Here is an 18,191-nt window from a genome sequence, read left to right as displayed (position 1 = left end):
AAGATTCATCGATCTTGGCCTAGGTCATTAGGCTATTTTGGGTTAAAATAACAGCATAGCTTATTTAACAAGACAGTAATGCCAAAACAGGATCCCTATCTCGATAGAGAACAGCAAAAATACGACAATCCAGTACCTAGTCGCGAATTTATCTTAGAACACATTAAAAGCGCGGCCAAACCACCTTCTTTCTCTCAATTGTGTAACGATTTAAAAGTGCAAGACGAAGAACGTCAAATTGCGCTTAAACGCCGCTTGCGCGCAATGGAGCGAGACGGTCAGCTGCACTTCAATAAATTTAAGTGTTACACCATTCCAAGTGATGATGGTCTAGTCAAAGGCCGCGTTGTTGGACATCGTGATGGTTTTGGCTTTTTAGAAGTGGAAGGCGAACCCAAAGATTGGTTTATCACTAAGTATCAAATGGAGCGTGTGCTGCATGGCGATTGGGTGTTAGCGAAGGCTGGCAGTCGAGGCTCTGGTGGTAAGGTGGAAGCGCGCATTGTGCGGGTACTTGAAAAAGAGCGTGCGCCAGTCGTCGGTCGTTATTTTGTTGAGTTTGGCATGGCAGTTGTGGTGCCAGAAGACCCTCGCATTACTCAAGATATCATCATCGTACCTGGTCAAGAAAATGGTGCTCGCCATAATCAAATGGTGCAGGTAGAGATCACTCAAAGCCCTAGCAAACAAATGAATGCAATGGGTAAAGTACTTGAGGTGCTCGGCGATCATATGGCTCCGGGTATGGAAATTGAGGTGGCACTTCGCAATCATGACATTCCTCATGAGTGGCCAAGTGAAGTAGAAGCACAAGTTGCAAATCTTGGTGAGTTTGTTGAAGAGTCAGCCAAACAAGGCCGTGTCGACCTTCGCGATTTACCGTTAGTGACCATTGATGGTGAAGACGCCCGAGACTTTGATGATGCCGTATATTGTGAGCGTAAAAAGTCAGGTGGTTGGCGTTTATGGGTTGCTATTGCGGATGTGTCTCATTATGTCGGCAAAGGCACTGCGCTTGACAAAGAAGCGATTGAGCGCGGTAACTCAGTGTATTTTCCTGAGCAAGTTGTACCAATGCTACCTAAGGTGCTATCGAACGGTTTATGTTCATTGAATCCGAAGGTAGACCGTTTATGTATGGTTGCGGAAATGACCGTGTCCGAAGCGGGTCGTTTGTCTGGCTACCGTTTTTACGAAGCCGTGATGAACTCTCACGCTCGTCTTACTTACACCAAAGTCCATGCGATTTTACAAGGTGACGAAAAGCTCAGAGCGGATTATCAGCCTCTTGTGCCTCATCTAACTGAGCTCCATAACATGTATATGGCGCTGAAAGCTGCAAGGCAGGAGCGTGGCGCGATTGAGTTTGAAACCCTAGAAACGCGCTTTGTATTTAATGCTCACCGGAAGATTGACTCTATCGTGCCTGTGGTTCGTAACGACGCCCACAAGCTCATTGAAGAGTGCATGATCTTGGCGAACGTGTCAGCAGCAAAGCTGTTGGAAAAACACGAAGCCCATAGCTTGTACCGTGTTCATGATGAGCCAGATCCTGAAAGATTGAGCCAATTTAGACAATTCTTGCAAGACTTGGGTATTGAAAGCCAATTACCTAACGATCCGTCGCCAGAGGAATTGACCCAAGCGCTTGAGTCATTGGGAGATCGCCCTGAAAAAGAATTGATCCAAACTATGTTACTGCGCTCAATGAAGCAAGCGGTATATCAGCCAGAAAATATTGGCCACTTTGGTTTGGCATTAAAAGCCTATGCACACTTTACCTCACCTATTCGCCGTTATCCGGATCTGGTGGTACACCGCGCAATCAAAGGCATTTTACAGCAGCAACAACAGCCAGTAAGTGGCGCTTACATCTACAATGAAGATGAAGTGAAACAACTGGGCGAGCAGTGCTCGATAACAGAGCGCCGCGCTGATGACGCCACTCGTGAAGTCGCTGATTGGCTTAAATGTGAATTTATGCAAGATCACGTTGGCGATGAATTTACCGGTGTGATCTCATCAGTCACCAACTTTGGATTATTTGTGAGGTTAGATGACCTGCAGATTGACGGAATGATCCATGTGAGCAATTTAGGGCATGAGTACTTCCATTTTGATGGTGCAAAGCAATGTCTGATTGGCGAGCATAGTCGCACGGTGTTTAGACTTGGCGATAAACTTACTGTTGTGGTTGCTTCAGTCAGCTTGGACGATCGTCGCATCAACTTAGCCTTAGCTGAAGAAGGCCAGCAAGACAGGTATGCAAGGCGTCGAAAATCGTCAAAAAGCACAGCAAGTAGTGTTCGTGAGCAGCTAAAAACGGGTAAAATCCCGGGAGCTAAGCGCCGTGACGGTGAAACGTCTGGTCGCGATAAAGATAATAAAGGCGATGACAAAGCCAAAAAGCGCAAAAGAACGACCCCTAAGGGTGAGCTCAAACAGGCGAAAAAGGCAGGCACGCTGAAGTCGAAGAAAAAATCGACGAGTAAAAAAGCCAAAGCGGCAAAGGGCAAAGCAAAACGCCCAGGTAAAAACGAAAGAAATCGTAGCAAAAAAGCGCAATAGATTATAAAGCGGGAGCTTTAACGTGAGTAACGAATTAATTTTTGGCTTTCATTCAATCGAAGCCATTTTGAATAACGCGCCGGAGCGCTTTTTAGAAATTTATGCACTAAAAGGACGTGAAGATCAGCGTTTAAATCAAGTCGTAAACGATGCCCGTAAGTTTGGTATTTCAGTGCAGTTTATGCAGCGTAAAGCGCTTGATAACAAAGCGAATGGCGAGCAACATCAGGGCATTATTGCTAATGTTAAAGCGGCGCGCGCATACAATGAAAAAGATCTTGATGAGATCATTCAAAGAGAAACCACGCCGTTTTTCTTAGTGTTGGACGGAGTTACCGATCCTCATAACTTAGGTGCATGTCTGCGTAGTGCTGATGCAGCAGGTGTACATGGTGTTATCGTACCAAAGGATAAGTCTGCAAAGCTAAACGGCACTGCAAGAAAAGTAGCGTGTGGCGCTGCAGAAACGGTTCCGCTTATCCAAGTAACCAATCTTGCTCGTACGTTGCGTGATATTAAAGAAGCCGGTGTGTGGGTTGTGGGTACTGCAGGTGAAACCGATACAGCTGTTTTTGATGCAAACCTGACTGGGCCTATGGCCATTGTAATGGGCGCTGAAGGTGATGGCATGCGCCGCTTAACTCGAGAGCATTGTGATGAACTGGTTAAGATCCCGATGGTAGGTAGCGTGTCTAGTTTAAATGTATCGGTTGCGACCGGTGTGTGTTTATTTGAAGTGTTAAGGCAGCGCTCAGCACTTTAATCACTTGATAAGTGCCGGCTTTCACGGCGCATCTTCAACGGCTTAAAGAGCTTTAAGAGCTTTAATAGCTCGCAAGGTAAACTTGCTCCTACACGATTCTGTCTGTGGCAGGAGCCGATTTATTCGGCGAGCTTTTAAAACCCGCAAAGTCAGCATGCCCCACACAGCGCTACCTTTGGCAGGAGCCGATTTACTCGGCGAGCTTTTAAAACCCCAAAGTCAGCATGCCCCACACAGCGCTACCTTTGGTAGGAGCCGATTTATTCGGCGAGCTTTTAAAAACCGGACAGGTCAGCTTACTCCCACACAATTGTACAGGGTATTACCCCATTAAAATCCCTTGCAACTCTCTCAGAGACTCTACGGTATAGGTTGGCTTGATATGGTCAGGGCAGACTTTGCCATCATGCTTTAACCAACAGCTATCAATCCCAAAGCGATTTGCGCCTAAAATGTCACTCGCTGGTGTGTCGCCAACCATTAATATTTTGGATTTATCAGGGTTCCCCAACAGCGCTAACGTATGCGCAAAAATACTCGGATCTGGTTTGGCTTTACCCACCAACTCAGAGATCACCACTTCAGAAAAACGATCCACAAGGCCAGTATGTTCCAATCTTTTTTGCTGAAGCGCGGCAAATCCATTGGTAATAATAGCCAAAGTACATTGGCCTTTCAGGCTGTCGAGCAAGGCTTTAGCCCCCGGTAACGGTTGGCAAATTTCTGCCATCGCTGCCAAGAATCCCGCATTGAGTATTTCAGGCGCGATATCGAGTTTTTCAGCCCAGCGGCTAAAGCGCGTTACCTGAAGTGTTTTTGCGTCAATCTCACCATTTTGATACTGCACCCAAAGTGGCGCATTTAAGCTGTTGTATTCTTCGTAGTCCTCGTCAGTGAACACAACGTCATATTGAGTAAACAGCGTTTGCAATCCAAGTTTGGCATTAAAGCTAAATAAGGTTTCGTCAGCATCAAATAAAATATGTGTGTAGTTCGGCATTATAAATACATCTCTGGGTGATTAAAGGGCGCCATTGCGAGCAATAAGGCTTGCGTGTAGCTACTTTCTCTGGTGGCAAGATGGTTGGTTAGTAAACCTATAGCACCGCCTTGTTGCTTGATATTAGTGGTGTTGAACAGGTCATCCATTACATGCCCTAGCTCTTCACCTTGTTCAAGGCGTGTATAGACCGATGCCGGTAGAGGCAAATTACAACTACGGCCGACACTTGTACGACGGTTATCCGCAATGACGACATAAGCAAAAGTAGCTGCACCGTATTCAAATTTGGCAGCACCTCCTTCCATGGCACAATAAAAATCGGCTTGATGATGTTGCTGTAGGTAAGTAACACGATTCTCTGCGCCTTCGCGGGTGGCTTGTTCACCTAAAGGCTGATCCGCAACGAGACTCGGCGCTGAGATACCCTGACAGTCAATTTTTGCATTGGGAAAGTACTGCGCAAAGATGGTTTTTGCAGCATTGATTTTTACTGGGTTTTTAGACCCCACTAAAATGGTAAGCACGTCCATATAACAACTACTCGTGATGCCCTAAAAGGCGTCAGTGTAAAGTGTGATATGGAGCGATGCAAGGAAGCTATTATTCCTTATCAAAACATAAGCTGGGTTAAATCGGTAAATCGACTGGCGCCATATTCTCAAGGGCACGTTTCTTTACTAATAATTCTTTGATAAGTGGAGTCAGTACTAACTCCATTGCCAATCCCATTTTTCCACCCGGCACAACTAACGTGTTTACGCGAGACATAAAGCTGCCTTCGATCATTTGTAAATAGTAAGGAAAGTTAACATCTTCGATGCCACGAAAGCGAATAACCACAAAACTTTCGTCTAATGATGGTATGTCTTTAGCACTGAATGGGTTAGATGTATCGACGGTGGGCACACGTTGAAAGTTAATATGCGTGCGAGAAAACTGGGGAGTAATGTGATTAATGTAGTCATCCATTGAGCGCACAATTGACGTCATGACGGCTTCTTTGGAGTGGCCGCGCTCATTGGTATCGCGAATGAGCTTTTGGATCCATTCAAGGTTGATGATAGGCACCATGCCAATCAATAAATCAACATTGCTGGCCACATCATATTCGGGTGTTACGACACCGCCGTGCAGCCCCTCATAAAACAGCATATCGGTGTTTTGTTCTAGTTCTTGGTAAGGAGTAAAAGTGCCCGGTAGCTGATTAAATGGTACGGCATCGTCAAACGTGTGAAGGTAGCGACGGACTTTGCCATTGCCGGTTTCGCCATAGCTTTTGAACAGACTTTCTAATGCGCCGAAGTCATTAGCTTCTTCACCAAAGTAGCTAATGTGCTTACCTTCTTGCAGCGCTTCGCGACGCAATTTATCCATTTCAGGGCGAGTATAGCGATGAAAGCTATCGCCTTCGACATAGGCAGCTTTGGTATTAAGACTGCGGAATATGTGTTTTATCGCGCTTGTCGTTGTTGTAGTGCCTGCGCCTGAACTACCAGTAATGGCGATAATAGGGTGTTTGTCTGACATAAATCTGCCTTAGCTTTCATCATCCGTTAATTCGATGTTACGCGAAGCAAAGTTTTTGGCAAGCTTTGCTTGAGGGCAAGTGTTGGGTATCATAGCGGGGTGATATAACTACAATGAAAAATCAAAGGAACGTCCATGTCCATTTCAATGCGTGTGAAGCTCGCCGTTTGTCTATTCGCTTTCGCGTCCTGTTTACCGGCTTATTCAGCCATGCCCAAGAGCCAAATTTGGCTAGCTGAATTAGGTGAACATTTCAGTGCTAAACCAATTACCGAAAACACCGCATATTTTAATCAACCACTAGTGACTGATTCTGGGGTTTACTATACCGCGGAAGTAAGCGCTGATGGCAATAGCCAAACGGATCTGTTTTTTTACGACTTTCAAAGCCAAAACACAACCAACCTCACGCAATCTCCTGTCTCAGAATACTCACCCACACTGCATCCGAATGGGGAAGGGTTAACGACGATTGTGGTTGAGGGATCCGGTAAGCAAAAGTTGTGGTTTTATCCGTTTGGTCAGGCTACAAAACCAAGTCGTGTTTTTGAGCATATTGAACCTGTGGGGTATCATGCTTGGGGGAGCAACCAAGATCTGATTATGTTTATTTTAGGTGCGACTGAAAGTGCTCCGCATACCTTACAGTACACAGATATTAACGGTCATTTACCACAAATTCTTGCCGAAGATATTGGCCGAACTTTGTCTTACAACCGTGCGCGTGACGTGTTTGCTTTTACTTATCAAGTCAATGGCTTGATGTGGTTCGCAACCTACCACAGAGAGAGCGATCATATTCAGCGATTTTTTGCTCTTCCCAGTCAAGTGCAAGATTATACCTGGTTGGATGATAATAAAGTGGCGTACTCATTGGATAACAAGATTTATTACCGGGATTTAAATGCGCCTAAAAAAGTCCACTTATTAAGAAACTTAAGAAGTTACTGTCAGACTTCGATCTCTCGCTTGAGCTTTTTTGATAACAAGCTGGCATTTGTATGCCACAGCGAAGATTGATAGCGATATATTAAATTGCATGTTAAATGCAATGCATAGACAACAACCATAGGAATAGATATGACGATTCTCGTAACAGGTGGTGCAGGCTATATTGGCTCTCACACTGTATTAGAGCTGCTACAGCAAGGCAAAAAGGTAGTGGTCGTAGATAATCTAAGCAATTCTCAGCAGACTTCATTACATAGAGTTGCTGAGATAGTAGGAAAGGAAGCTGCATTTCATCAAGGTGATATTCTTGATAAGGCATTTCTTGATAGTGTATTTGCGCAATATGATATTGAAGAAGTGATCCACTTTGCAGGCTTAAAAGCCGTAGGAGAGTCGGTTCAAAAGCCAATCGAGTATTATCAAAACAACGTCCAAGGTACGTTGACGCTCCTTGATGCAATGCGTGATGCTAATGTATTTAAGCTAGTTTTTAGCTCGTCAGCTACGGTATATGGAGATCCTGCCAGTCTTCCTATTCGTGAAGATTTCCCTGTTGGTGGCACAACCAATCCTTATGGTACGTCAAAGCTGATGGTTGAAATGCTACTACAGGATGTCGCTAAATCAGACCCGCGTTGGGCCTTTGCTATTTTGCGTTACTTTAATCCGGTTGGTGCACACGAGTCGGGGCTAATTGGTGAAGACCCAAATGGTATTCCCAATAACTTACTGCCCTACATCTCACAGGTTGCTGTTGGTAAACTGGCGAGTTTAGGCGTCTTTGGCGACGACTATGACACCAAAGACGGCACAGGCGTGAGAGATTACATTCACGTGGTTGACCTTGCTATTGGCCATTTAAAAGCACTTGAGAAAATCGCAGTAGCAACAGGCACACATATCTATAACTTAGGTACCGGCAATGGTTACTCGGTACTAGAGATGGTTACCGCGTTTGAAAAGGCAGCGGGCAAAGCTATACCCTATGACATTAAACCACGTCGCGATGGCGACATTGCCGCCTGTTACGCTGCGCCTGAAAAAGCCAAATCTGAATTAGGCTGGCATGCAGAGCGTGGTCTGGATGCCATGATGCAAGATACATGGCGCTGGCAAAGCAATAATCCAAATGGGTATAAATAACCAGAGCCTCTGTTGCTTCTCTTCGCCTTTGCCATTTAGGGTAAAGGCGAGGCTTCATTGAACATCATTACTACATCAATCTTAGTTTCATAAAACTGTCATGCCGTTGTCACCTAAACTCGGTTAAATATTCTGGTATAGACCAGATTAAAGGCAAGTTATGAACAACAATTATTTACTCCTGACACCAGGCCCGCTCAGTACCTCTCACACCGTGAAAGAAGCCATGTTGCAAGACTGGTGTACTTGGGATGATGAATATAACCAAGGTGTGGTGCAAGTTATTCGCAAGCAGCTTTGTGAAATTGCGGTTGCAGATCCGCAGTATCGCAGTGACTACAGCGCAACCTTAATGCAGGGCAGTGGTACAGCAAGTGTAGAGGCGGCTATTGGAACTTTTATTCCTAAGTCTGGCACTTTACTGGTTATTAATAATGGTGCTTATGGTGCGCGTATTATTGAGATAGCCAATTATCTAAATATTAATGTAATAGCGCTCAACTTTGTTGAAACCGAATTGCCACAACTAGAGCAGATCTCACAAGCGCTTGAGCAACACCCTGAGATCACCCACGTAGCAATGGTACACTGCGAAACCACAACGGGGATGCTGAACCCGGCTAAACGCGTAGCGGAGCTTGCGAAACATCACAACAAAGTAATGATCCTTGATGCCATGAGCAGTTTTGGCGGCATTGAGATGGATATGCATGAGTGGCAAATTGATATCCTCATTAGCTCGGCAAATAAGTGTATTCAAGGTGTCCCGGGTTTTGGCTTTGTGATCGCAAAAACGGCGCTGCTGGTTGCCTCTGAAGGACAAGCACGTTCACTCTCGCTGGATCTTCACGCCCAGTGGAAAACCATGGAAAATCATCATGGTAAATGGCGTTTTACCTCGCCAACGCATGTTGTCAGGGCTTTTGCCAAAGCACTGGAAGAATTGGCGCAAGAGGGAGGCGCTTCTGCACGATTTAAGCGCTACAGCGAAAATCAAAAACAACTCGTTAGCGGCATGAAAGCCCTTGGTTTTGAAGCCTTGTTACCAGAAGCCATGCACTCACCTATTATCACTTCTTTTTATTCACCAAGTGACGAAAGCTATGAGTTTAAGCGCTTTTATGAAGCATTAAAGCAAAAAGGATATGTGATTTACCCCGGCAAGGTATCAAACGCAGATTGCTTTAGGATCGGTAATATTGGCGAAGTGTATGCCGCAGACATTAGCGGACTACTAGAAGCTATCGCACAAGCAAAATACTGGTAAACCGTTAGGGCAGGAGGCGCTTTACGCGGCGATGGGTAAAAGGGGGTTACACCCCTTTAGCTAAATAAATGAGTAGCGAATCTTCAATTGTGTTAACGATGGCCTAATCTGGGCTGTCACCTTCCCATAAAATGATTCTGCACTCATTAAAACAGGAGGCTAACTAAGAAAAATCACGTTTTACCAAATCACAGATCATCGCATTGCTAACAGAAGCTGGAAAGTCTCTGGTGTATGTAATAAACGCCGCGTAAGCAATGGTACGTATTCCAATGCAGTTATTGACCATTCAATCTTCTTTCAGAATGTTGTCGAGCTTCTTTTTGGCAAAATGCTGCAATAACTTTTGACTCCCCTCAAAGATAACTTTAAACGGTGCGTCTTTAAGCTCACTTTTTAGCTTTTCAAAAACCTCTCGCTTGTTTAATGCGTAGGAAAAATCATGACCATTCTGGGTTAACCTAACTTCAGTATTCACATAACTTGGCCCATGTTCATGACGTGAGATGCCCATAAAAGATAGAGAGCCAGTTTCTAGATCCCACCGACTTACTAGGTTGTTCTCGACTAAAAGTGAGTAATGGAAAATAAAACGTTCGTCTAAACACTTATTCCCCACACTTTCTACCAATTCAGGTACCGAAACAAATGGCTTTTCAGACTCAATGAAATAAGCAAGAGTTTCTTTTATATAATCCAAATCTACTTTCATATTCTATATTCCAATCCCCAAAAAAGTTACTTTTTTCGTGCTTCTGCATACGATTTGCCCTTCCAAGGCGGTTTTTCATCCAGTAATTGACTGCCTCGTAAATTATGATAGGGAGATGGTTCGCCAATAGGGCCTGATTCATTCCTAAAGAAGTGATCTGGAGTACGCTTTAACATTTGAACAAACCCACGTTCAAAATCATTGTATTCATCTGATGCTTTATTATAGGGACAGTCATATAAACTTTTTGCACTTAGTCCCTCCCTGTATGCTTTACTGACCATAAATGTCCTTAACGGTATTCATTCCACCTAAGCGTATTCAGACTCAAAATCTGATTATTCAGCATGAAAACGCTCTAATCTCTGCTCAATAATTTCCAAATTTTCTCCGATAAAATGAGCTAATAAGTCCCACCAATGACAAAAATACTAATAGGAATATATATCCATAAGTGGCAACCTTATCACTTAGCAAATGTAAAAAGCTAAATAGAGAACCCAACGTGAAAAGCAGGCCGCATGCAACAATCAAGTTAGCTTTCTTTTTATTGTATCCAATCCAATACAGAAATTTAGAAAGTAGTTTTTTACTTGAATAGCAGAAAGTGAAAAACCCATTTACCGTAATACATAGCAAAGAAATAATAATTACTAGCTCGATTTTATCCGACAAATTTGGGTGTGATACAGCAAAATTTGATGCTGTTATGATTAACGCAAATGCTGTCGCAGAAAATGCGGAGTGAATATATTTCTTATCAGAGTAATTTTCGACCTTCTCATTGCTGCACCATTCTTCAAATTCTAGCTTTGTCAGCTTTTTGCTCATAATTGAGACTCCTAATAGCCATTCCAATATCAAAAAATTTTATCACCAAAACCCCACACTAGGGTGTTGAACGATATAAATACAGCGCTTAGCAATTTGATTGATTCAGTGAATTTGAAAATAATATCAACTGCAATCTTTCCACCCCAAGAACCTCCTGTTTTTGCTTCAGTCTTGGCTTTTTCATTAAAGCGGAGTAGAAAAAAATCAACAAATAGAAGTACCGCAGTATTTAACGCACCACTTCTAGGAAAGAAGTCACCGTGAGATTTATTGTAAATATCCATGTAACCAAAGAGACCGAATACTAAAATATGAAATCCAAAAACCACCCAAAAAAATATTTTTGTGTATGAATCATATTTCACTTTGGCGCTATTAAAATCAGCTTCAGTCTTATCTTTAACATCTGCCATGCTAACTCCCTAAAGTTATTCCCATATCACTAATTTGGTGTCATAACCCAACATCAGAGGATGTTTTGGGTCACCACTTGCCGTTTTGCCAAAACAATAAACTGGCTTACCTGATTGGAGTAGTATTGACATGAAATTATCTAAATTATCCCATAATTCTTTGGGGAGCTTCTTTCTGCTACCCCAACAGGGAACAAGAATATCAGCTTCATCTATCACATCTAGAATGTGTTTTTGGTTTTCTAGACCTACAGGATCATGCACTTTGGCTAGCTCGTTGACATCGGTAGCTCTATAACCAAAAACATTACCCACAATAAATGTTTTTCCGTTTGCTCTTTCAGTAAACCCGCGCCACTTTCTAACAGTCGCATCATCCGTGCTTTCATCAGCCGTACTTGGGTTGATACCAAAATATGCAATCACCTTATCACCTAAAGCGTTAACATCACGATAAAGCTTATATCTATAAGTTCGGCATGAACTGAGCTGTGCCAACATAATTGCCTCTCTGTTTTTCCAATATCAATCGTTCAATGTATTTTTAATAAATTTACGACCTTCTTTGAACCATTTTCGAGCTTCATCATGATTGCCAAGATCAATAGCTGCAATGACATGACCTAAACCAGACACTAAGGCTTGTTTTGAAAGTGAACCATTTTTGTAGTCATCAATAATTGCTCCGATAAAAGCGTCCATATCTTCGTGGTCTTTATTACTTAACGTATCTCTAGCCATTTAACTAATTCCTTATTTTGTTTGCCAATCCAGCTACCAATTTACTCATAGAGTGATGGTAAATGTACTATGTCAAAATTTTTATGTTCACCACACTTTGGACAGGATTCTGGAGTATTTTCCTCTTCAGCATAGCTTTTATCAAAACCGCAATTCATACACGATGCAGCCCAAACAGGTTCTTTATTTTCGTCCATCATTTATCCTTAAAGTTAGTTTTTTCCTATTCAGCAATAGATCAAAACCCTCTCACTCCCTCTGGAAACATTTTTATTCGGTTTTTATATCGCTCATATAATTCATCTATATCAACTAACCTAGCTGAAAAACCTTCATAATAAAGAGCATCATCAATGCTCTCAGCTAGTCCATATAGCCTACTTGTAAGTTCACTGCGAGACAGATGTGATGGGTCTTCGAAGTGTTCAGGGATTGAGATATAAAAGTACTCTCTTCTTTCATTTATTCGATGTTTATGTAAATAGGCATGAATTAATGCTTCAGCTCTTCTCATGTCATCCACCAACCAAATATAACATGGGGACATAGATGCGGGGGCACTAGTACTTGCCGCAAGTTCCTTTAATCGCCTAAAGGGATCTGAGCTCAAACCGACTTTTATTAAATTGTCGCTTACCAAATCTCTAAAAATATAGAGGTATCCAGTTTCTAAAATATGTATATTGTCCATGCCGCCCTCGTCATTCCAATATGTGATTCTTAGTTGGTGTCCACCGGTGGACACCTTATTCCAATATCATTTAAAAATGATAGAAATAGCTGTGACCATTAAAATTCTAATTAAAGACTCATCCACTCTCGTATTCCAATTAGCTTTGATGATGTGAAATTTCTGGGCAAAGAATTACCCAGTATGAAAATGGTTGCTGAGCATAAGGATCATAACGAGACTTATCTTCATTCATTGCTGAGTGGTACATTGCGAGCCAAGATAGCGCTTCTTTAGCACAAGTTAAACCACGCACCCACCACAACAGTAAATCGCTGACACCCACCACTAATTTGCACCTCTCTAAGATGCCGCCTAAACTCTAATTCTGCACTCAAAGGATTGAGGAAACCAAACTATGGCTACTGCCCGTAAAAGACAAATCAGTTAAACCGACACCAAATACTACCACTGTATCTCTCGTTGCGTAAGGCGTGCCATTCTGTGCGGTAAAGATAAATTTACCGGAAAATCATACGAACACCGCCGTGATTGTGCCGCACTTCGTGAAGATATATGCGGAAAGGTTGTCGTGCTAAAGCACGACCTACGGGTATGGGGGGTTACACGCCTTCAACAATCATTTCTATGGCGTCATGGAGCCAATATTCAATATTGTAATCCACTAATGCTTGCTCGGCGTCATAGCGGGCGCGCAGTACCTTTAAACAAGGTGCGCCACTATTCTTTTCTAGTTTGTCGGCAACGTCATCGGGTAGTACGGTGACGCTTATTACACACTGTTCAAAGCTGACATCAACTTGGTAGTGGGTCGACATCACATCCGTGATAGAACCATCCAGCGGTTGGTTGTGTAAGTCGGCAAAACGTTCGGCTGCACAATAGATCTGTTCCATCATTATTGCGCGACCATCTAACGCGCGTACTCGGGTTAGTTCATACACCGGCTGGCCGTCAAAATGAGAGTGGCTAAACTCGGGCTCTGTGGAAGGGGCATTAATTGCCACTACTTGAGTTGTTGGTGTAAAGCCTTGTTCAATGGCAAGGTGGTTAAAGTTCACTTTTTTAGCTGGATGCCATTTGAGCTTTTCCGGGGTGACAAACCAGCCGCGACGCTTTTGGCTAAAGATAAGTCCTTCGGCTTCTAGCCGTGCTAGGGCTTCACGGACGGTGATCCGTGTTGAGCTAAATGTTTCTTGCAGCGCACGCTCTGAAGGCAACTTGGCACCGGGCATCATGCTGCCAGCGGCTAGCAGCGCTTGGATATGGTTTCGAATACGTTGATAAAGCAGCATAATTGAGTTGATAAAACCTTTTGTGACAAGCTTACTATCGTTTTATGACAGGATAAATATTTATAATTTGAGACTTGTAAACTCAGATTGGCCTAATTCGCCAAGTAGGCTTCTATTTGGCTAAACCAATAGCTACTCGGCAAAACGGCTAAACTCGGATCTTTCCCTAAATCATCAAAGCGACGCAGCGCGATAATGGCGTCCAATTCAGGCAGCTTGGAGAATGCCGCAAGTTCTTCGCTGCTCATCTTTCCGCCTTGTCTTGTTAGCGTTAATTGGCTGGCAGGAGAGAGCGTTTGGTAATACTTCTCATCCATACTGACCAGATAGCGTTTCGCATCTACGTGTTTGCGCACCAGTATTGTCACCGCGCGGTCAAAGCCAAGCTAGGTTAAGTGATCTGCCCCTAAATTGCCATGATTGCTATATCCCTGCGGGGTAAAGTCGGGGTTATTCTGAGACTGAGCAACAAAATGGCCAATATCATGTAAAAATGCAGCGATTTGGGTCGCTTGATCATAACCATTTTCTTTCGCGAGGGTAGCGCATTGCTCGGCATGGTAAATTTGGCTACATGCCTCGTCATAGGTGGCGTGACCATATTGCTCGAATAGCTGTTTTATTTGTGCGATGGCATTCACTTTATATACTCCTGCTTCACGTTCGGATCTAATTTTGCTGCGCTGCCACTAAGCTTGCTTAGCCAAACATCGAGTTTATGCGGTGGCGTGTTGTTATCCTCAGCGCTTTCTTTACGGCGAATGGCATTTCTCACCAATAAGGCCCCCGCGGTGCGAAGTGGCTCGACGGGAAACTGTTTAAGCGTTTGGTTGACCAAGGCGCAGTGACGCCAGTCGTTATGTTGATTAAGCAGAAGGCTTGCTAAGATTTGTCCACCTAAATAGGATTGCACCACGCCGTTGCCTGAGTAACCGCTGCCATAAAACACATTGGCTTGACCATTTAAGTGACCAAAGAAAGGCATACCAGAGACACTTCGGTCTGAGGGGCCGGTCCAAGTTCTGTCTATCTCGAGCTGGTGATGTGCAAAGAAATGGCTAAATGAGCGTTCAAGAATCGCTTGATAGCGGCTAGCACGGTGAAAGGTGTCTCTCACTTGGTTATTGAAACTAAAATAATTTCCGCCTTTGCCAAGCATTAATCGACCGCTTGAGGTGGTGCGGTAGTAATTCACAAAAATGCGTGCATCAATCACCGGAGCACCGTGGTTCAGCCCTATTGCCGCAAGCTTTTCAGGCGCTGGTGTGGTGATCGCCATATCGCTCGAAACCAACACCACACTGCGAGAAAACTGCGGCAATAAGCTTGGCAGCCAAGCGTTAACGGCAAATACCAGCTGATTGGCTCTGATCTCGCCTTTGTCTGTGGTAATAGTTAGCGTGTCTTGGCCTTGGTGCTTTTGGTAGCGGGTGTGTTCAAATACTTTGACCCCAAGTTTTTTTGCCACCTTCATCAGTCCACGCACAAGCTTGGCGGGTTGAACACTACCCCCGTGGGGGGAGTAAATTCCAGCAAGGTTGGCATTAGAGCCGGTTGCTTGCAACTGCGCTTTATCCAGTGTTTGCCACGCATTAAGTTGGTGTTGCTCAAGTAGGGTGGTAATGGGGCCAAAGGCATTACGCTGGCTGAGATTTGAAGCCGTATAGTAAGTACCATCAACGCGGCAATCACATTCAATCTCGTGTTTACTGGTAAAGGCTTTAATATCATGAACAGCTTGCTCCGACTGGCGCACTAAAAAGCAGGCTTGTTCTAAGCCAAACTCTTTAATTAAGCTGGCAAACTTAGTTGACCATGTCAGCATAGCTCCGCCATTTCGACCTGAAGCACCTTGCCCGCAGAGGTCTTTTTCAATGATGGCGATATTCAGCTCAGGTTTTTGCTTTTTCAGCGTTATGGCTGTCCAAAGGCCAGTAAAGCCGCCACCTATGATACAAACTTGGGTATCTAACGCGCCATGAGGCGGCGCGCTGGCTGCGGCTTCAATATCGGCTTGAGTGATTGCTTCATCAAACCAAAAAGGCTGAAAACGCATTACGGGCGCTCTCCACGGGCGATACGAGCAGAAATATCCACCAAGACCATTTCGATGTCGGCTAGTGAATCAATCACATAATGCGCACCGGCTTCTCCAAGCTGCTGATAAGCATTAAGGGAATGTGCACTTTGCTCTTCGTGACCAAGCGCCGTCCATTCTTCTTCGCTAAGCCCCACCGCATTACCCGTTAACGCAAGTCCTACGGTCCACATACCAGCGTTTAACCCTTCGCTTATTCCCGGCGCGGAATCATCGACTTTTACGCATCCTGATACGCGATTAATCCCAAGTCTTTGCACGTTTTCTAACGCCATCCAGGGACCTGGGCGAGAGCCTGCTGCACATTCATCACTGGCAACCACACAATCTGGCTGATAACCATAGTCGGCAGCGGCAGGCACTAGTACGTCCATCACAGGCTTGGGATACCCAGAACAAGTGCCAATCTTAACGCCTTGTTGTTGTAATCGTTTGATCACCGCAAGCACGCCCGGAATGGGGGCAGCTCGGTCGGCGACTTTTGCTTGTTGGAGCGGCATAAAGGTTTGATAAATATGGTCAACATCTGCCGTACTCGGTGCCTGACCAAATTGCGTTATCCAGCGGGTGCGGACACTCTCCATTTGTAGCAAGGTATTAATGTGATCCCATTTACCCATTCCCATCGGACCGCGCGCTTCAGCCAAGGAAATATCAAATTGATACGCTTGCTTAAATGCTTCAACAAAAATACTGGTAGGGGCAATCGAACCATAGTCGACCACAGTACCAGCCCAATCCAAAATTAACGCTTCAATGTGTTTCATGTTGCAAAGACTCCTAGCTAGGAAATATGTGATGAAAGTGCCGTGGCGCGTAGTTGCGTTGACGCCTTACGTGGTCGCTTTAATTTCACGGCAAAATAAATAATTGAACTCACTACGAGGGCGCTTGCGATAAACGCTACCCAGTAGCAGGCCATGGTAAAAAAGTGCAGCCAACTGAGCTCAGGTGTGGCAAAAGTTTTATAGAGCAAAATGCCCACTGAGCCGATGTAGCCCGCCGAATCCGCCAGATAAATCAAAAAACCGGCGTTCGCAGTCGAGCCAACTGCTGAGATCATGCGGTCAAACAAAAAGCAGTTATAGGGGATATAACTGATATAAAGACCAGCCCCGAGTAGTACCATCCAAGTTTTAGGATCGAGACTTTGGGTTTGGTATAAATACGTACTACCAGCCAGCAGTGCAGCCCCGAGTAAGACAAAGCCATGGTTGGCAAAAAATGCGATGCGGTTATTTTTAATTAACACCAAAGCGGCAAGCGCAATGAGCACGATAAAGGCGATGCGGATCCCGGCATAAGCAAAAATGGCGGGTTCTTGCCCATACCCTAAGGCCTGCCAGATCTCGGCTGAGAAGTTATCTCTAAAGTCACGAAAGCCGGTAAAGAGTAAAAAGCTAAGCACCAGCACGGTTATTCCAAACCAATACTGTTTAAAAAACGCCAGCCGTGCTTTGCCATCCATTGGCGCGCGCTTTTGTCGTAATTGTTCATCTTCTTGTGTAGGTTCAGGAATGCTATTGAGACAAGCAACGCTAAGTACAAGCAGCGGCAGAAAAATCGCCCCGGTTGCCGCTGGCATCCACAGTTCAGGCACATTGAGTTCACTCACCAGCCATTTGCCCACAGTTCTGACTAATCCAGAGGCTAGAATAAAAGTCACGCTGAGTACCGCACCTAAGATTTCAGTGGTTTTACGACCTTCTAAAAAGCTAAAAACCAAACCCCAGATCATGCCAAGGGAGAGGCCATTGGCAAACAGCCAAACCAGATTCCAGCCCGTAGGAGTAATGGCAAATAGCACCAGTGCGAGCTCGGCGGCTAAAATCATGGCCAAAATCGCACGACCGCGATAATGATGATGCATTTCAGCAATCACTTTAACGCCGATAAATTTCGCGCATAGGTAGCCAAACACTTGCGAAAGGATCAGGGCAATTTTAAAGCTAACAACCCAACTTGGGTCATCAAAGGCTTCATAGGTATTGACCGAAAATGGCTTACGAAAGGCGTACATACAAAAGTAAGTCATAAACGCACTGGTCGCGGCAAATAGCACAAAGCCGATACCTTGGGCGTCTTTTAGCCAGCGCGGGCGGGCGTTAAATAGGGTGATCTGCAACATCATAGGATCCTCGGTAATTCGAGGGCAATCCTTTGTGGATTGCCCGTCAACCGGTGT

At 44.4% G+C, this 18,191-nt stretch carries 23 protein-coding genes and 1 pseudogene; 6 read left to right on the top strand and 18 right to left on the bottom strand.

Annotation, left to right across the window (positions count from 1 at the left end; translation table 11 throughout):
• Positions 1-78 precede the first annotated feature (78 nt).
• Together rnr and rlmB are read left to right on the top strand one after the other, a co-directional pair.
• A complete protein-coding gene (rnr, locus tag EXT47_RS14705) occupies positions 79-2,568 on the top strand; it encodes a ribonuclease R (protein ID WP_130126954.1) in 2,490 nt (829 codons plus the stop codon).
• 22 nt (positions 2,569-2,590) lie between these two features.
• The gene (rlmB, locus tag EXT47_RS14700; protein ID WP_010368698.1) at positions 2,591-3,331 is read left to right on the top strand and encodes a 23S rRNA (guanosine(2251)-2'-O)-methyltransferase RlmB; all 741 of its coding nucleotides are present in this window, start codon (positions 2,591-2,593) and stop codon (positions 3,329-3,331) included.
• A 322-nt stretch (positions 3,332-3,653) separates the two neighbouring features.
• Here the strand turns inward: rlmB and yjjG are convergent, their stop codons facing one another.
• The 3 genes from yjjG to EXT47_RS14685 all read right to left on the bottom strand — a co-directional run bounded on the left by yjjG (position 3,654) and on the right by EXT47_RS14685 (position 5,861).
• Positions 3,654-4,331, bottom strand: coding sequence for a pyrimidine 5'-nucleotidase (gene yjjG / locus EXT47_RS14695; RefSeq protein WP_130126953.1), 678 nt, complete (start codon positions 4,329-4,331; stop codon positions 3,654-3,656).
• Complete coding sequence (gene yjjX, locus EXT47_RS14690) at positions 4,331-4,864, bottom strand: inosine/xanthosine triphosphatase (protein ID WP_010368694.1); 534 nt, start codon at positions 4,862-4,864, stop codon at positions 4,331-4,333. The genes yjjG and yjjX overlap by 1 nt, the downstream gene beginning before the upstream one ends.
• 97 nt (positions 4,865-4,961) lie before the next feature.
• On the bottom strand, positions 4,962-5,861 hold the full coding sequence (locus tag EXT47_RS14685; protein WP_010368692.1) for a phosphoribulokinase: 900 nt from the start codon (positions 5,859-5,861) through the stop codon (positions 4,962-4,964).
• Positions 5,862-5,996: 135 nt separating this feature from the next.
• Between EXT47_RS14685 and EXT47_RS14680 the strand changes: the two genes are divergently transcribed.
• From EXT47_RS14680 to phnW, 3 genes are all read left to right on the top strand, one after another.
• Complete coding sequence (locus EXT47_RS14680; RefSeq protein WP_130126952.1) at positions 5,997-6,881, top strand: hypothetical protein; 885 nt, start codon at positions 5,997-5,999, stop codon at positions 6,879-6,881.
• 60 nt (positions 6,882-6,941) lie between these two features.
• Positions 6,942-7,955, top strand: coding sequence for a UDP-glucose 4-epimerase GalE (gene galE / locus EXT47_RS14675; RefSeq protein ID WP_130126951.1), 1,014 nt, complete (start codon positions 6,942-6,944; stop codon positions 7,953-7,955).
• 160 nt (positions 7,956-8,115) lie between these two features.
• A complete protein-coding gene (gene phnW / locus EXT47_RS14670) occupies positions 8,116-9,222 on the top strand; it encodes a 2-aminoethylphosphonate--pyruvate transaminase (protein ID WP_130126950.1) in 1,107 nt (368 codons plus the stop codon).
• A 163-nt stretch (positions 9,223-9,385) separates the two neighbouring features.
• On the opposite strand, the gene EXT47_RS24200 is transcribed toward phnW, so the two are convergent.
• The 9 genes from EXT47_RS24200 to EXT47_RS14630 form a co-directional block, all read right to left on the bottom strand.
• A complete protein-coding gene (locus EXT47_RS24200) occupies positions 9,386-9,511 on the bottom strand; it encodes a hypothetical protein (RefSeq protein ID WP_276319738.1) in 126 nt (41 codons plus the stop codon).
• Positions 9,512-9,934, bottom strand: coding sequence for a DUF2513 domain-containing protein (locus tag EXT47_RS14665; RefSeq protein WP_130126949.1), 423 nt, complete (start codon positions 9,932-9,934; stop codon positions 9,512-9,514). It abuts the gene before it with no gap.
• A gap of 26 nt (positions 9,935-9,960) precedes the next feature.
• Positions 9,961-10,218, bottom strand: coding sequence for a hypothetical protein (locus EXT47_RS14660; RefSeq protein WP_130126948.1), 258 nt, complete (start codon positions 10,216-10,218; stop codon positions 9,961-9,963).
• Between the two features lie 85 nt (positions 10,219-10,303).
• On the bottom strand, positions 10,304-10,765 hold the full coding sequence (locus EXT47_RS14655; RefSeq protein ID WP_130126947.1) for a hypothetical protein: 462 nt from the start codon (positions 10,763-10,765) through the stop codon (positions 10,304-10,306).
• Between the two features lie 29 nt (positions 10,766-10,794).
• On the bottom strand, positions 10,795-11,181 hold the full coding sequence (locus EXT47_RS14650; protein WP_130126946.1) for a hypothetical protein: 387 nt from the start codon (positions 11,179-11,181) through the stop codon (positions 10,795-10,797).
• 15 nt (positions 11,182-11,196) lie between these two features.
• Positions 11,197-11,682, bottom strand: coding sequence for a DUF1643 domain-containing protein (locus tag EXT47_RS14645; RefSeq protein ID WP_130126945.1), 486 nt, complete (start codon positions 11,680-11,682; stop codon positions 11,197-11,199).
• 24 nt (positions 11,683-11,706) lie between these two features.
• Entirely contained in the window at positions 11,707-11,922 is a 216-nt protein-coding gene (locus EXT47_RS14640) for a hypothetical protein (protein WP_130126944.1), read from the bottom strand.
• Between the two features lie 238 nt (positions 11,923-12,160).
• Positions 12,161-12,613 (bottom strand): GIY-YIG nuclease family protein, encoded by a 453-nt coding sequence (locus tag EXT47_RS14635; RefSeq protein WP_130126943.1) that lies wholly within the window; start codon positions 12,611-12,613, stop codon positions 12,161-12,163.
• 139 nt (positions 12,614-12,752) lie between these two features.
• Complete coding sequence (locus tag EXT47_RS14630; RefSeq protein ID WP_130126942.1) at positions 12,753-12,941, bottom strand: hypothetical protein; 189 nt, start codon at positions 12,939-12,941, stop codon at positions 12,753-12,755.
• Between the two features lie 69 nt (positions 12,942-13,010).
• Between EXT47_RS14630 and EXT47_RS14625 the strand changes: the two are divergent.
• Positions 13,011-13,145: pseudogene (locus EXT47_RS14625) on the top strand (transposase); the annotation flags it as partial.
• A 70-nt stretch (positions 13,146-13,215) separates the two neighbouring features.
• On the opposite strand, the gene EXT47_RS14620 reads toward EXT47_RS14625, so the two are convergent.
• The 6 genes from EXT47_RS14620 to EXT47_RS14600 form a co-directional block, all read right to left on the bottom strand.
• Complete coding sequence (locus EXT47_RS14620) at positions 13,216-13,908, bottom strand: UTRA domain-containing protein (protein WP_130126941.1); 693 nt, start codon at positions 13,906-13,908, stop codon at positions 13,216-13,218.
• 92 nt (positions 13,909-14,000) lie between these two features.
• Positions 14,001-14,264 carry a hypothetical protein gene (locus EXT47_RS24070; protein WP_240701621.1) on the bottom strand — a complete coding sequence of 88 codons (264 nt, stop codon included), beginning with the start codon at positions 14,262-14,264 and terminating at the stop codon, positions 14,001-14,003.
• A 30-nt stretch (positions 14,265-14,294) separates the two neighbouring features.
• Positions 14,295-14,549 carry a hypothetical protein gene (locus tag EXT47_RS24065; RefSeq protein WP_240701620.1) on the bottom strand — a complete coding sequence of 85 codons (255 nt, stop codon included), beginning with the start codon at positions 14,547-14,549 and terminating at the stop codon, positions 14,295-14,297.
• Positions 14,546-15,964, bottom strand: a complete 1,419-nt coding sequence (locus EXT47_RS14610) for an FAD-dependent oxidoreductase (RefSeq protein ID WP_130126940.1) — start codon at positions 15,962-15,964, stop codon at positions 14,546-14,548. Before EXT47_RS14610 ends, EXT47_RS24065 begins: the two co-directional genes overlap by 4 nt.
• Complete coding sequence (phnX, locus tag EXT47_RS14605) at positions 15,964-16,773, bottom strand: phosphonoacetaldehyde hydrolase (protein WP_130126939.1); 810 nt, start codon at positions 16,771-16,773, stop codon at positions 15,964-15,966. The genes EXT47_RS14610 and phnX overlap by 1 nt, the downstream gene beginning before the upstream one ends.
• A 17-nt stretch (positions 16,774-16,790) precedes the next feature.
• Positions 16,791-18,137 (bottom strand): DUF5690 family protein, encoded by a 1,347-nt coding sequence (locus EXT47_RS14600; RefSeq protein ID WP_240701619.1) that lies wholly within the window; start codon positions 18,135-18,137, stop codon positions 16,791-16,793.
• Between the last annotated feature and the right edge of the window lie 54 nt (positions 18,138-18,191).

This window comes from Pseudoalteromonas sp. CO342X (assembly GCF_004208915.1).
Classification (GTDB): Bacteria; Pseudomonadota; Gammaproteobacteria; order Enterobacterales; family Alteromonadaceae; genus Pseudoalteromonas; species Pseudoalteromonas maricaloris.
Note: the sequence above shows the minus strand (reverse complement) of the source record. Positions and strands in the feature narration are given on the sequence as shown.